Annotated in this window: 11 protein-coding genes and 1 pseudogene; 10 read left to right on the top strand and 2 right to left on the bottom strand. The window is 34.0% G+C overall.

Features of this window, described 5'->3' with window-relative positions:
• The 7 genes from C564_RS0118910 (at position 1) to hcp (ending at position 9580) form a co-directional block, all read left to right on the top strand.
• Positions 1-1512, top strand: coding sequence for an ABC transporter permease/substrate-binding protein (locus tag C564_RS0118910; RefSeq protein ID WP_018766399.1), 1512 nt, complete (start codon positions 1-3; stop codon positions 1510-1512).
• A 218-nt stretch (positions 1513-1730) separates the two neighbouring features.
• On the top strand, positions 1731-3158 hold the full coding sequence (gene arcD / locus C564_RS0118905) for an arginine-ornithine antiporter (protein WP_003207126.1): 1428 nt from the start codon (positions 1731-1733) through the stop codon (positions 3156-3158).
• 94 nt (positions 3159-3252) lie between these two features.
• Positions 3253-3513 carry a hypothetical protein gene (locus tag C564_RS0118900; RefSeq protein ID WP_003197448.1) on the top strand — a complete coding sequence of 87 codons (261 nt, stop codon included), beginning with the start codon at positions 3253-3255 and terminating at the stop codon, positions 3511-3513.
• 109 nt (positions 3514-3622) lie between these two features.
• Positions 3623-5434: an AAA family ATPase gene (locus C564_RS0118895; RefSeq protein ID WP_018766397.1), complete on the top strand. Its 1812-nt coding sequence runs from the start codon at positions 3623-3625 to the stop codon at positions 5432-5434.
• On the top strand, positions 5424-7274 hold the full coding sequence (locus C564_RS0118890; RefSeq protein ID WP_018766396.1) for a hypothetical protein: 1851 nt from the start codon (positions 5424-5426) through the stop codon (positions 7272-7274). The genes C564_RS0118895 and C564_RS0118890 overlap by 11 nt, the downstream gene beginning before the upstream one ends.
• Positions 7275-7591: 317 nt before the next feature.
• Positions 7592-8188: a hypothetical protein gene (locus C564_RS0118885; RefSeq protein ID WP_018766395.1), complete on the top strand. Its 597-nt coding sequence runs from the start codon at positions 7592-7594 to the stop codon at positions 8186-8188.
• A gap of 105 nt (positions 8189-8293) precedes the next feature.
• A complete protein-coding gene (hcp, locus tag C564_RS0118880; RefSeq protein WP_018766394.1) occupies positions 8294-9580 on the top strand; it encodes a hydroxylamine reductase in 1287 nt (428 codons plus the stop codon).
• 110 nt (positions 9581-9690) lie between these two features.
• Here the strand turns inward: hcp and C564_RS0118875 are convergent, their stop codons facing one another.
• Positions 9691-10179, bottom strand: a complete 489-nt coding sequence (locus C564_RS0118875; RefSeq protein WP_003197459.1) for a hypothetical protein — start codon at positions 10177-10179, stop codon at positions 9691-9693.
• 365 nt (positions 10180-10544) lie between these two features.
• Here C564_RS0118875 and C564_RS0118870 point away from each other — a divergent pair, with 365 nt between their 5' ends.
• Together C564_RS0118870 and C564_RS35070 are read left to right on the top strand one after the other, a co-directional pair.
• Entirely contained in the window at positions 10545-11900 is a 1356-nt protein-coding gene (locus C564_RS0118870; RefSeq protein WP_026008623.1) for a hemolysin family protein, read from the top strand.
• A 270-nt stretch (positions 11901-12170) separates the two neighbouring features.
• A pseudogene (locus C564_RS35070) lies at positions 12171-12319 on the top strand (aldehyde dehydrogenase family protein); the annotation flags it as partial.
• Positions 12320-12490: 171 nt separating this feature from the next.
• Here C564_RS35070 and C564_RS0118865 read toward each other — a convergent pair.
• Positions 12491-12883, bottom strand: coding sequence for a YueI family protein (locus tag C564_RS0118865; RefSeq protein WP_016132763.1), 393 nt, complete (start codon positions 12881-12883; stop codon positions 12491-12493).
• A 165-nt stretch (positions 12884-13048) separates the two neighbouring features.
• On the opposite strand from C564_RS0118865, the gene C564_RS0118860 reads away from it, so the two are divergent.
• Positions 13049-14182: a BA2291 family sporulation histidine kinase gene (locus C564_RS0118860; protein ID WP_003197467.1), complete on the top strand. Its 1134-nt coding sequence runs from the start codon at positions 13049-13051 to the stop codon at positions 14180-14182.
• The last annotated feature ends 12 nt before the right edge of the window (positions 14183-14194 follow it).

Genomic DNA, 14194 nt, shown 5'->3' with positions numbered 1-14194 from the left:
GTGTCTGCATTATTACAAACGTTTCAAGAACGAAAATTAGAATTACTTAGTGCGCTGATTGAGCACTTACAAATTTCACTTATTTCTTTATTCTTTGCGGTGATGATTGCAGTTCCACTCGGTATTTTGTTAACGAGAAGAGAGCGAATTGCTGAGTTTATTATAGGCACATCCGCTGTTATGCAAACAATTCCCTCATTGGCTTTACTAGGGCTTTTAATTCCGCTTGTTGGTATTGGAAAGGTGCCAGCAATTATCGCGCTAGTTGTGTATGCGTTATTGCCAATTTTACGAAATACATATACGGGAATCCGTAAGTTAGATGCATCGCTTATTGAAGCAGCAAGAGCGATGGGAATGAATAGCTTTAGAAGATTATGGAGAGTAGAACTTCCTCTTGCATTGCCAATTATAATGGCTGGAATTCGTACGGCAATGGTATTGATTGTCGGAACAGCTACGTTAGCTGCTTTAATAGGAGCTGGAGGGCTTGGAAAACTTATTTTACTCGGTATAGATCGAAATGACCATGCTCTTATCGTATTAGGGGCTGTACCAGCCGCATTGTTAGCTTTATTCTTTGACGGAGTACTTCGGATGTTTGAAAGCACTGGACGCTCTCCTAAGCGAATTATATTGGCAATATGTATCATTGTAGTTGTTATAGCTGCACCATTTCTATGGAATACGCAAAAGAAAGATATTGTGATTGCTGGAAAGCTGGGAGCTGAACCAGAAATTTTAATTCAAATGTATAAGCAGCTGATCGAGCAAGATACTGATTTAGATGTAGAATTGAAACCAGGACTTGGGAAAACAGCATTTGTTTTTGAAGCTTTAAAATCAGGGGAAATTGATATGTATCCTGAATTTTCAGGGACTGCTTTATCTACTTTTGTAAAAGAAGACCCAAAAAGTACAAATCGTAAAGAAGTATATGAACAAGCACGCCTAGGGATGGAAAAGAAATATCATATGGTGATGCTAAAGCCGATGGAATATAACAATACATATGCACTTGCAATGCCAAGAAAAGTTGCAGAGCAGTATAATGTGAAAACAATCTCAGATTTACGAAATGTTGCAGCAAATGTTAAGGCTGGATTTACGTTAGAGTTTGCAGATCGGGAAGACGGCTATAAAGGGATGCAAAAATTGTATAATTTCCAGATTGCAAACGTAACAACAATGGAGCCGAAGTTACGATATGGTGCAATTGAGTCGGGGGAGGTTACTGTTATTGATGCTTATTCTACTGACAGCGAACTTGAACAATATGGCCTCCAAGTACTAGAAGATGATAAAGGGTTATTCCCACCTTACCAAGGAGCTCCTTTATTAAGAAAAGAAACGCTTGATAAATATCCTGAACTTGAACAGACATTAAATAAACTTGCTGGGAAAATATCAGATGAAGATATGAGAAAAATGAATTATGAAGTAAATGTAAATGGTAAAAGTGCAGAAAGAGTAGCGAAACAATTTTTAGAAAAAGAGGGATTGATTCATTAATATTTGCAAAAAATATACAATTTAATGACTGGAAATCGACCGTTCATAATAAAATGAACGGTTTTTTTGTGCATACTTATACAATTTTCCAAAAAAGTATTCCCTTTTTGCTCATTTTCTTTTAGAATAAGTAATGTTTTCCTGAAAAAATATAGTAGAAACATCTATTAGAGAAAAAGGTGACTTTAATAGTTGAACGGATGAACATAACACCTAGAATGACAGATGGGGTGGTACCGATAGAAAAGAAATTAGGATTTTTTCCATTAATCGCATTAGTAGTAGGAACAATGGTTGGCGGTGGTGTTTTTAGTTTACCGCATGATTTAGCAGTAGGCGCAAATAGTGGCGCAACGATAATTGGATGGTGTATTACAGCAATGGGAATGATTCCACTTGCACTTGTATACCAAACGTTAGCAAGACAAAAACCAGAGCTTGAAGGCGGAATTTATAGTTACGCACGCACAGGATTTGGTGAATATGTTGGTTTTAACAGTGCATGGGGATATTGGCTTGCAGGGATTTTAGGAAACGTAGCTACGATTATGTTATTGTTTAGTACACTTGGATATTTTTTCCCTATTTTTAAAGGAGGAAACAACGTTGCCTCCATCGTTGGTGCATCTCTTTTATTATGGACGCTGCACTTCCTTATTTTAATTGGAATTCGTGAAGCGTCTATTATGAACTTTGTTGCAACAATTGGAAAACTAGTTCCGATTTTATTATTTATTGCAGTTATGGTTACAGCGTTTCGCTGGGATACATTTACACATGATTTTTGGGGTGAGGGAACCGTTTCTATTTCTTCTGTCCTTGGTCAAGTGAAAAATACGATGCTTGTTACACTTTGGGTATTTATCGGTGTGGAAGGAGCAGTCGTATTATCTGGAAGAGCAAAAAACAGCCGTGATGTTGGAAAAGCAACGGTTGTTGGATTAATTTTAGTTATGTCCATCTATATTTTAATCTCAGTCCTTTCTATGGGGGCAATGACAAGACAAGAGCTTTCTCTGTTAGAAACGCCGTCAATGGGCCATGTATTAGAGCATGTTGTTGGACCATGGGGAGCATTTGCCATTAATATCGGATTGGTTGCTTCACTTGTTGGGACATTAATTGGATGGTTCTTACTTGTTTCAGAAATTTCTCACGTAGCAGGGAAAGATGGCGTATTTCCGAAAGCCTTTACGAAGACAAATAAAAAGCAGACACCACATATTGCATTATGGATTTCAAATGGTGTCGCACAAACATTGTTTATTATCGTTTTGTTTTCGGAATCAACGTATCAAATGATGTATTTTATCGCGTCTACATCTATTTTACTTCCGTACTTATTATCAGCACTTTATCAGTTGAAATTAGTTGTAACGAAGGAACTGAAACGTGCGAGGCTGAAAAATGGAATGCTTGCTTTAATTGCCTCATTGTATTCCGTATGGTTGATTTATGCAGCAGGCTTAAAAAACTTATTACTTGTCTCAATCGTATATGGTATTGGACTTGTTGTTTATATGTTTGCTCGAAAAGAAAAAGGAAATCGCTGTTTTTCTGGCATGGAGAGATATGTCATGGTTGTAATCGTGGTTGCAGCAGTAATATCGCTTTATATGCTTGTAACAGGTAATATAAAAATGTAAAAAAGTCCTCCTGGAGGACTTTTTTCTTTGCATACAAGGAATTTTATTTTATTTACAGAATATCTAATATATAAGATGTTTAGGAGGGATGAGAATGGAAGAAAAAGAACAACTCTTAAGAATTATGGAATTGGCAAGTGATTTACGAAAAGTATTAGTACAAGAATCATTTTTTAATCATCATCCCGAACTACGTGGAGCGATTGAGAATTTAGCTGGTTCTGTGGAGACTTTAGCAAGCCTGCAACATAATAAAGATGAAAATGCCGAGGATAAACTACGATACGTACTTGCTAAAATGAAAATTGCTCACAATGCGATTATGCAAGAGAAAAAAGCTTTCCCTTCTCACTAATATAAGTTTTACTTTTGTAACCTGACGGTGTACGTCAGGTTTTTTTGTTTCTAGTTTTCTTTTACAGTTCATATAATAAGAACAGTATGAAAAAAAGAAGGTGAGTATATTGAAGCTACATAAAGCTCTCCATCCAAGTTTTATAAAGCGGATGTATCACATGAGATTTCTTGGAAAGTTCGTTGAAGGTGAGGAGGAAAAAAAGAATACTTTTTCTGTACAATGTCTTTCACAAATTCCTTCTATTTTGAAATCGCAATTTGAAGGTGAAGTATATTTGTTTGAAGGACTATATACTAACAAAAAAAATGAGAGAATATTTGCGGATTTAAAGAAAAAAAAGTTAGAAAAACAATTGGTATTGTTTCGCCTTTATTATGAAAGAGGGAACTTGTATGTTGAATTAATATGTACAGAACAACGGGAAATCGCGGATGCATATAAGATTATCCCTTCGCCAAGATTAGTAGGATATAAAAAGAGAGAATCTTTAGAGCGAAAGCTAGGTAATGGGTACTTATCTTTTCTTATTCCTAAATTCCCACACGATTTCGAAGTACCACAGTTGTTATGGTATGAAGGTAGATTATATGGGAATTTATCATTAAAATCATCCATTAGTTCAATTGCATATTGCGAACAAAAAAAGGAATGCAAATATATCGAAATTGATAATTGGACCAAGTATATAGAAGTGAAAGCGGATGATCATTTGTATTTTGTAAGAGAAAATATGTATGATCAACTTCTAAAGCAAATCGAAGAAGAGGGAAAACGGGTGGAAGTAGTAGACATAAAAGGGCAAAAAGAAGACCAAGAATGGAATGAGCGTGAATCTACATTTATACAGTATGTACAGAACTTAATCAATAATAAAGGTTTGTATTTAGATGCAACGGATATTTTTAACTTTCATATTAGTGTAAAAACAAATATGTTAACGATTCTTGCTGGTATCCCAGGAATCGGGAAATCTCGTTTTGTGCAAGTATATGCAGAAGCGTTAGGGTTAACGTATGGAGAAGAATTGTTATGGATTCCAATTTCTCCATCTTATCAAGAACCACACGATATAATAGGTTATCTTCATCCAAATGGAACATATATCGAAAGTGAAACGAAGTTAATTCGGACATTATTAAAAGCATATGAAAATCCGAATCAGCTTTATATGATTGTATTTGATGAAATGAATATGTCACATATTGAACATTGGTTTACACCATTTTTATCTATTCTTCAATTAGAAAAGAAAAATCGTATTCTTTCTTTATATGAGGAAGGAAATGAAATAGAAAATATAATTCCACCTAAAATTGAAATTGGTGAAAATATTATTTTTATCGGGACTGTGAATTTTGATGAAACAACGAAAGAATTATCTGATCGCTTATTGGATCGAACAAATCTTATTACACTTCAAAAGATTCCATTTTGTGAAATCAATATGCAGCAAAATAGAGGGATACAAATCCCGCCCCTACAAGTAACAACAGGAGAGTTTCGTATGAATTGGTTACGAAATAAAGAGATAATTGATGTGCTTTTTGAAGAAGAATTAGAACTATTAGATAGATTACATGGCGTATTATCATCACATGACGCATCGAAAGGCGTTTCTTTTCGATGCGCTGCTGCGATTGCGACTTATTTGCAAAATATCCCTCCAAAAGATAATCAATCTTATATGATTAGCCGAGAAGAGGGTTTTGATTTACAAGTAAAACAGCGTATTTTAACAAAATTACGTGGTACGGAAATGACAATTGGTCCACTTCTTCGTGAGGATGAAAAGAAAGGGCTATCGCTAGTATCATTATTACAATCTCCACTTGCGAATTGTGTCTCCGCATTCGAACATTCTCTAGCTTATATTAGACAAAAACGGCGTGAATTGGAGTTGTATGGGTATGCGAAATGAGGAGCAGCACGAGACGGAAATTGTAGATACAAAAGATAAGCTCCCGTTCGTATTAAAATTAATTATTGGAACAGAAGGAAAAGGAGATTTTATATTTTTGAATCGTCTTTGTAAACACACTACAACAATGGCACATTGTGTTTATAAAGTGCAAGAATTAAAAGCATTACGTTTGACTTTACATTGTGAAAAGCCAATCCGTGTTACTTTTATATGGAATAAAGTGTATGAAGGGCAAAAAGATAAGAAAGAATGGCAATATGAATTGTATGAAAAAAGAGAAAAAGTATTATTATATGAACATGGAAAAACTGATTTTTTTTATCCTTGGCGTTGTGGTTTGTATCATTTCGAGGTGAAAGTGGAAGAAGAGATATACTATGGAGCGTTTCAAATTGTTCCTAAAAATTTTTTTGATGATCAATTTGAAACGATTCAAAATTATGTAAAATCAATTTTGAATGAAATTATGCTAGATCGTGGTTATTATAAAAAGACATTCTCAACGCTAATTGACATTGAAGATTCTTCCTATTTAATGCTACTTCGAATGCTGCCACAAAAAATGAAAAAAATAAAGCAGCTTTATAAAAAAGTTGAAGAGAACACAAGATATATCGATAGATATGAGTGGGAAATACGGGAACGAAAAGCGACGATGAAAAGTGTGATAATGAACGAGAAAAAGCCTCACGCTAAGTATTATAATCGCAGATTTATAGAACAAACAGATAGTTTGGAGAATGCTTTTCTAAAATTTACAACGAAACAATTTTATCAATATTTACTTGAAGCGCAGGCTTTCTTACAAAAGACAATCGAAATATTAGAAAGAGCAACACATACAAAAAAAGAGGAACAACAAGCAGTAAAAACAATTATGCAAACCATTGAAAGAAACGGGTCTGTAACAGATAGGGAGAAGCAAAAATATCGAAATATTCATTTGTTAAAAGAGGCAGACTTGCGGAAAGCATCTATGAAAATACAAGAGTATAAAATTTTAAATCATATTGTCCACCAAGCTATACTGTACTTTCAAAATTTGTTAAATTCTCCATTCTGGAGAGGGATTTCTGAAAAGACAAATATAACTATGCATGCTTTACCTGTTACTCATCGGCAACTATTATATCATTTAGAGTTTCTACCACGTTATAATCAACAATCTCCAGCTTTATTATTTGTGTATAAACCAACGTTTTTAGTGTATGAGTATTATGCATTTTTTATCATTATTTCTATATTGCAACAGTTAGAATTTAAAGATGAAATTTCATTACGCGAACAAATTCAAACTTATTTTTACTTAGATGGTTTACAGGATGGTACGACAATTGTTTTAAATCGTGAAAATATTCAAATCCATGTAGTGTTTAATGACCTTATTGAAACGCACCCACTCATTGCACTTAGTAAAGGAAGTCATTTCTATAATGGAGAAGATACGAAAAAGCCAGACATTCGTTTAGATTGTTATGTGAAGCAAGGGGAACGTTATGAGTACCAGTCGTCTATTATTGTTGAGGTGAAATATAGTCCTATGTTTAATATTTTTCAGCCTGTTGGAAATACAAAAGCAACAGAGCAAATGTACAAATATTGGTCCATTAAATATGTAGAAGAACAAGATGGAAAACGTATTTTTCACCGAAGGGCGATTCATGAAGTGATTTGTGTATACCCAGGCAGTCATATGCACGGGAAGAAAATAGAAGCAGGTTGCGGAGTCTTTTTGCAATTATATCCATATAAAACAAAGCAGGGAGAAGAAAAGTTAGCTGGAAAGCATGGTCTTGTACAGATTTTCGAGAAATGGTTAAAAAATATTGTAACATGAAAAGAAACCTTTCTTTACGGAAAAGGTTTCTTTTTGTGTAAGTAAATTGAATTGTTGAAGGGAGTATAATTGTGAATTTATGGTATTGTAGAATTAAATACCCATAGAGGTGATAAAACAATAAAGGTAATTTCTAATTATATACAATGGAAGTGTCACTTTATATAAATATAAAAAAATGAATAGGAACTGGTTAATTTTTATAGAATGTATAATGTAGTAAATACCTTTTAGTTGCATGCGGAGATTTGTTCTTATATGATAGATGGTGAAAGCGTTATCAAAATATAGGGCGGCGATGGGAAAGGCGGGGAAATATGTTCCAGCATGTTCAAACAAAGGAAGAACATTTTTGGTTCGAGCAACTGTGGGGAGATTTTTGTGAAGAGAGAGATTTAATGTTTGTAGAGCGTAATTTAAATCCATCACGATTTTTATTAATAGAAGAAGGACATTCTATTGGTACAGTAGAGTGTATTCGATATACGACACCTGAACAATCTAATTCTGAGTTTTTCTATCCGTTTTCTGAAAATGAGTTAATGAAAGGTTTAAAGAATGTTTATGAAATAGGAAAGTTAAGTATTGCGAAAACATCGCGCGGGAGAGGACATTTCAAAAGGTTAACAGCTATTTTATTTATTCATGCTTTAGAAATGAAAGCTGAGTGGTATATTGCTGTTGTTACAAAAAGAATGTATATGTATTTACTTACAATTGGTTTTCCAATTGAGCCAATTGATGATCCGTTTTATTTTCATGATACATTGCAAGGGGTACCTGTTCGAATTCATGCTCGGAAAGGATTAACACATTTGTATTCCTTAAAAGAATTTCGGGATATTATTCAAGGAAATGCTCATGCGCAGGCATTAATCAAAGAGAACAGTAAAAATATTATGTTAACAAGATGAAGTGTCACAAATTTTTATAAATTATTGTGATTGATATCACATCCCTTTTTCTCAATGTATATTAAGCTTAGTTTGTAATGAATGATTGGGAAAGGGTGGGATGATATGTTTTGCTATCAATGTGAACAAACGCCAACAGGCGGATGTAAAGTAATGGGTGTTTGCGGTAAGAATGAAACAATTGCAAGTTTACAAGATACGATTGTGTTTGGGTTAAAAGGAATTGCTGCTTATCGTACCCATGCTGCGCAGCTAGGGTATACAGATCCATTTGTAGATGCTACAACTCAAGAAGCGTTATATATGACATTAACAAATTCTAACTTTAATGAACAAGAACATATTGATATGGCTATGAAAGTTGGGAAATCAGCTTTACGGGTGATGGAGTTGTTAGATGAGGCACATACGAATCATTTCGGTGTTCCAGAGCCTGTTCAAATTACACAAAATCATGTAGAAGGTAAGGCAATTGTTGTTACTGGTCATAATTTATTTGCATTAGAGGAATTATTAAAGCAAACAGAAGGCAAAGAAATTAATATTTATACGCATTCTGAAATGCTACCAGCACACGGATATCCACAACTGAAAAAATATAAACATTTAAAAGGAAACATTGGTAAGGCATGGTATGATCAACGACGTCTTTTTGAAAAATTTACCGGTGCGATATTGGCTACAACGAACTGTGTTATGCCAATTAAAGGATCATACTCTGAACGCTTCTTTTCATATGATATTGCTGGCCTGGAGGGTGTACGGAAAATTGAAAATGATGATTTTGCACCATTGATTAAAAAAACGCTAGAACTTCCCGAAGTACATATGGAGTCGGATGAACAGTTAGTAACAGGGTTTCATCATAATACAGTATTATCATTAGCTCCAGAAATCATTGAGGCAGTAAAGGGAGGGAAAATTAAGCGCTTCTTTGTCATCGCAGGTTGTGATGCCCCAGGAAAAGGCGGAGAATACTATCGTGAATTAGCAACGTCACTTCCGCAAGAAACGGTTATTTTAACAACTTCTTGTGGGAAATTCCGCTTTAATGATGTGAATTATGGTGTTGTACCCGGTACGGAGATTCCACGTTACATTGACTTAGGGCAATGTAATAATTCAATTTCTACAATAAAAATAGCGGCAGCTTTAGCAGATGCTTTTCAATGTGAAGTGAACGAATTGCCAGTTAGTATTGTCCTATCTTGGTTTGAACAAAAAGCGGTTGCCATTTTACTTGGGCTATTTAGTCTTGGGATTCAAGATATTCGTATCGGTCCAAAGGCCCCTGAATTTATTTCACCTGGTGTGCTTGATGTATTACAAGAAACATTTGGTTTAAAACTTATTACAACTGCAGCAGAAGATATGAATATGATGTTATCGTAACAAAAAGGATGTCTTGTAATGAGACATCCTTTTTATATAAATAAAAAAGCGCATGATAATTGACTAGGGGGGAGTCGATTATCATGCGCGAACAAACGATTGGAAAAGAACTAAAATCCGAATATACTTAAAATCATTTTACGACGTTTCGGTTTTTCTTCTCGTTCATATGTTGGCGTGATATCAGGTGTGATGTAAATTGGTTCTTTTTTCTCAAGAGCAGCTTCTAATTTTTGAATTCTATCCATCATTTCTTCCATTTCTCTGCGATGTTGTAGCAATTGGTAATTGACGACATCATCTGCTTTATCTTGCATTTTTTCCTCTATACGATTTAAACGGTGTGTAATTGTATTTAATTGTGTAACAAATTGTTCAAAATCAGTTGATGGTTCTACTTGTGAAATTATAGCTGGAGATAAGGTTTGTTCTATATGAGAACGATGATATTCTAACATTTTATCTAAGTTGTCTTGAGTGAAAATGAAATGACCGTACTTGTTTTTTTCTATATTGAGATTCAATTGTTGTGCAATTCGAACCACTGCCTTTGGGCTAACACCTAACTTTTTCGCAATAATGGGTGTTTTATATTCCAAGGTAAATCCCTCCTATATATATCCTGTTGAATTATTTCGAGGTATTAAGCTTCTTCCCTGCATGGGTGACAAAAGAAGTGAGGAATCGGCAAAGAAAGTGTTTTTTCACGAGAATTAGTTTTTGAACATATAGATTCTTCTAAAAAGAGAGAAAAATGTCTGTTTTTTTTCAATTATTCTAGTTTGACTGAAAGAAGATATTTAGATTATCATAAATATAAATATCCTCTTTATGTATGCATATAATGTATAAAAAGGTGATGGCGAATGTAGAAACTTGTAAGATGATAAGAAAAGTCTTTTTCGCTTGAATAAATTAATTAGGAGGTGGCTTCCTTGCTTACAGCGTAAGTAAGGAAACGTATTTGGACATATATAGTATAAGTATGGTGATTGTTTTAATTGCCTTAACTGCATTTTTCGTTGCGGCCGAGTTTGCAATTGTGAAAGTAAGAAGTTCACGCATCGATTTTTTAATTGCAGAGAGAAATAAACGTGCAATTCCTGTGAAAACAGTCATTACAAACTTAGACGAGTATTTATCAGCTTGTCAATTAGGAATTACAGTTACAGCTCTTGGACTCGGATGGTTAGGAAAGCCAGCAATAAAGCACATGTTTGATTCGCTTTTCGCAAGATGGGAAGTGCCTCCCCAGGTTGCTGATATTTTGGCTGTGATTCTAGTATTTATGTTCATTACTTTTTTCCATGTTGTTGTGGGAGAATTATCACCAAAAACATTGGCGATTCAAAAGGCAGAACAAGTGAGTTTACTCGTTGCTAAACCGCTTATTTTCTTTTATCGAATTACTTTTCCGTTTATATGGCTTTTAAATGGATCTGCTCGATATGTAACAAGAATGTTTGGTTTACAAACTGCGAAAGAGCACGAGGAAGTCCATTCGGAAGAAGAATTACGGTTGTTAGTGTCAGAAAGTTATAAAAACGGTGAAATTAATCAATCTGAATTTAAATATGTAAATAAAATCTTTGAATTTGACGATCGTATTGCAAAAGAAATTATGGTCCCACGGACAGAGATGAACATTTTAGATAAAGATACTTCTGTTAAAGAAGCATTGCAAAAAATGTCCAATGAGAAATATACAAGATACCCAGTTGTTGATGGGGATAAGGATCATGTTATCGGTTTTGTAAACTTTAAAGATATTTTCACAGATTTTGTGAAACATGGTGCCTTTAGCAAAGAAACGGTGCAGCAGTATATTCGTCCCATTATACTTGTCATTGAATCGATTGCAATTCATGATTTGTTTTTAAAAATGCAACGAGAGCGTACACATATCGCTATATTAATTGATGAATATGGTGGAACAGCAGGTCTTGTAACAGTTGAAGATATATTAGAAGAAATTGTTGGCGATATTCAAGATGAATTTGATATAGATGAAAAACCAGAAATCCAACATATAAGTGAAACAAAGACAATTTTAGAAGGAAAAGTATTTGTTAGCGAAGTAAATGTATTGTTAGGTTTATCTATTGATGATGATGATATTGATACAATTGGTGGATGGATTTTAACAAAACACCTAGAAATTACAGAAGGTGATATTGTTGAAATTGAAGATTATAATTTTTGCGTTAAGGAATTGGATGGCCACTATATCAAACAGATAGAAGTGACAAAGCGAGCAGCTCCCATTTTAATTTCAGAAACTGAAAAACCAATAACATTACAAGAACAAGTAAGCTCGTAAACTCTGCATTTAGCAGAGTTTTTTTATGTAATGGGACAATGCTACAATAAAATAAGTCAGACATTTAACGAAAGCAATGCATGGAATTGATGAACTAGAATTAGATAAATACAAATTAAAAGACTGACATAAAACCTAATTTTTAGGTGGGAGAGAGCATCCGGCGGTCAGACCCTTTTTCTGCTCCATGTCGAGTGAAAACAAATGCAGACCCCCCATTTTGTTATTCATAGCCGCGGCTTATATGTCAAAAAATCAAAATGGATTTATATGGGCAGTTTCATGATTAAAGACATTTCAACTTTTCGAGTAGATCACATGCCATATGCGGTGTCAAAGAAAGTGGTACAGGTCGTGAAGGAATTAAATATGCGATTGAAGAAATGACAGAGAGGAAACTAATCTTTATAAAAAAATAAATACAAATAAAAGGTACACTTATTATCTAAGTAAGTGTACCTTTTATTTATCTCGTTATTTGCGTGCAGTAAGACCCCCATCTCAAGATTCAGAGAGGAGCAAGGAAGAGAAGTGGGGGATAACTGCCCGTAAAAGACCGATTGGTAATGGAAGTGTCACATTATCGTGTATTATTTCATCTCTTGTTTAAAAATCGTATCTTCAACATAAACTTGTTCTTTATCTACCGCTGTGTTATGCGCAAGAACTAAACCAATTGGTGTTTGTGTACCTTTATTTTGGACGATTGTAAAAGGTACATTTTTTTCGTTTGCTAATTTAATGTATTTTGATAAATGTGGGTAAGAGATGCTGCCGTTTACATATAGTTGTAATGATTGAGAAGTGCGCATGCTATTAGCTACTTCTGTGTAAACATTGCTTTGCATCACTTGACCGATTGTTAAAGCGATTTCCACACGTTCACGCAATGTGCCTAAGTACATATTGCGTTCTTCTGGTTTGTTTTGCTTTTGGCCATGAATGCCTTCTTGGAGATAATCTTCCACATTTTTATTTACCATATTTTTCACACCTTTCATATCTTATTGTACGCAAGAAATGAAAAGGATGCAAAAAAAGACATTGCAAATTAACTTTATCAACAGAAATTAACAAAATGTGACAACAATCTCTTAACGAAACTCGTTTTTTGTGTTAATATTCAAAATATATAGGGTATTCGTCGCATGGAAATGGAGGGAATGGGGGTTTTTCCAATCGATAAGGATATTAAAGAAGTATTTTGTTCGCACTTGAAAAACAACAGGCACCAATTCGTAGAGAACTGGAAAAACAAAATGATAATTTCCGAAAAAGATCCATTTAAGCAAGAAGTAGCTCAGAATGGAGAGAATTTATTAGAGTTAATCATTGAACTTATTATGGAAAATAAGGATGTAGCTCATCTACAGCCGTTATGTGAAAAAATTGCAATTGAGCGAGCAGGGGCGGACGTTAATATTGGAGATTTTGTCTATAACGCGAATGTAGGAAGAAATGAACTATTTGAAGCAATGTGCGAATTAGATGTTAAAGCTCGTGAATTAAAACCAATTATGACAAAAATACATACTTGTTTTGACAAATTAATTTATTATACGGTTTTAAAATATTCGGAAATTATATCGAGAAATTTAGAAGAAAAACAGCAATATATAAATGAAACACATAAAGAAAGATTGACGATTTTAGGACAAATGTCGGCTAGTTTTGTTCACGAGTTTCGAAATCCATTAACCTCCATTATGGGGTTTGTGAAATTATTGAAATTAGATCATCCGAATTTATCATATTTAGATATTATTTCACATGAATTGGACCAATTAAACTTTCGTATTTCGCAATTTTTACTTGTTTCAAAAAAAGAAATGTGGAATGAGTCTGAACGATTTTGGCTAAATGATTTGTTTCATGATATTATTCATTTCTTATATCCAAGTCTAGTTAATGCAAATGTTTCAATTGAAAAGATTTTACCGTATCCTATCTCATTTGTGGGATACCGTAGTGAAGTGAGACAAGTTTTTCTAAATATTTTAATGAACTCAATCGATGCTCTCGAAGTGATTAAAGAAGATCGTAAAATTATTATCGATACATGTGAAGAGGAAGAAAGGATTCATATTGTTATTAAAAATAATGGACCGATGATTCCGGCAGAAAGTATTGAAACGATTTTTGAACCATTTGTCACGACTAAGAAATTAGGAACTGGCATCGGTTTGTTTGTATGTAAACAAATTGTTGAAAAGCATAATGGATCGATTACGTGTCGCTCTGATTCAGAATGGACAGAATTTCATATTTCATTTCAAAAATAAAGAGAAAAAAGT

This window comes from Bacillus sp. 105MF, from assembly GCF_000374885.1.
Taxonomy (GTDB): Bacteria; Bacillota; Bacilli; order Bacillales; family Bacillaceae_G; genus Bacillus_A; species Bacillus_A pseudomycoides.
The sequence above is the reverse complement of the archived record's forward strand: the minus strand, read 5'-3'. Positions and strand labels throughout refer to the sequence as shown.

What these genes read in the sequence shown, in the direction of transcription:
- arcD (WP_003207126.1), top strand. Translation starts at nt 1,731, where the DNA reads ATGACAGATGGGGTGGTACCGATAGAAAAGAAATTAGGATTTTTTCCA.
- C564_RS0118900 (WP_003197448.1), top strand. Translation starts at nt 3,253, where the DNA reads ATGGAAGAAAAAGAACAACTCTTAAGAATTATGGAATTGGCAAGTGAT.
- C564_RS0118890 (WP_018766396.1), top strand. Translation starts at nt 5,424, where the DNA reads ATGCGAAATGAGGAGCAGCACGAGACGGAAATTGTAGATACAAAAGAT.
- C564_RS0118885 (WP_018766395.1), top strand. Translation starts at nt 7,592, where the DNA reads ATGTTCCAGCATGTTCAAACAAAGGAAGAACATTTTTGGTTCGAGCAA.
- hcp (WP_018766394.1), top strand. Translation starts at nt 8,294, where the DNA reads ATGTTTTGCTATCAATGTGAACAAACGCCAACAGGCGGATGTAAAGTA.
- C564_RS0118865 (WP_016132763.1), bottom strand. Translation starts at nt 12,883, where the DNA reads ATGGTAAATAAAAATGTGGAAGATTATCTCCAAGAAGGCATTCATGGC.
- C564_RS0118860 (WP_003197467.1), top strand. Translation starts at nt 13,049, where the DNA reads ATGGAAATGGAGGGAATGGGGGTTTTTCCAATCGATAAGGATATTAAA.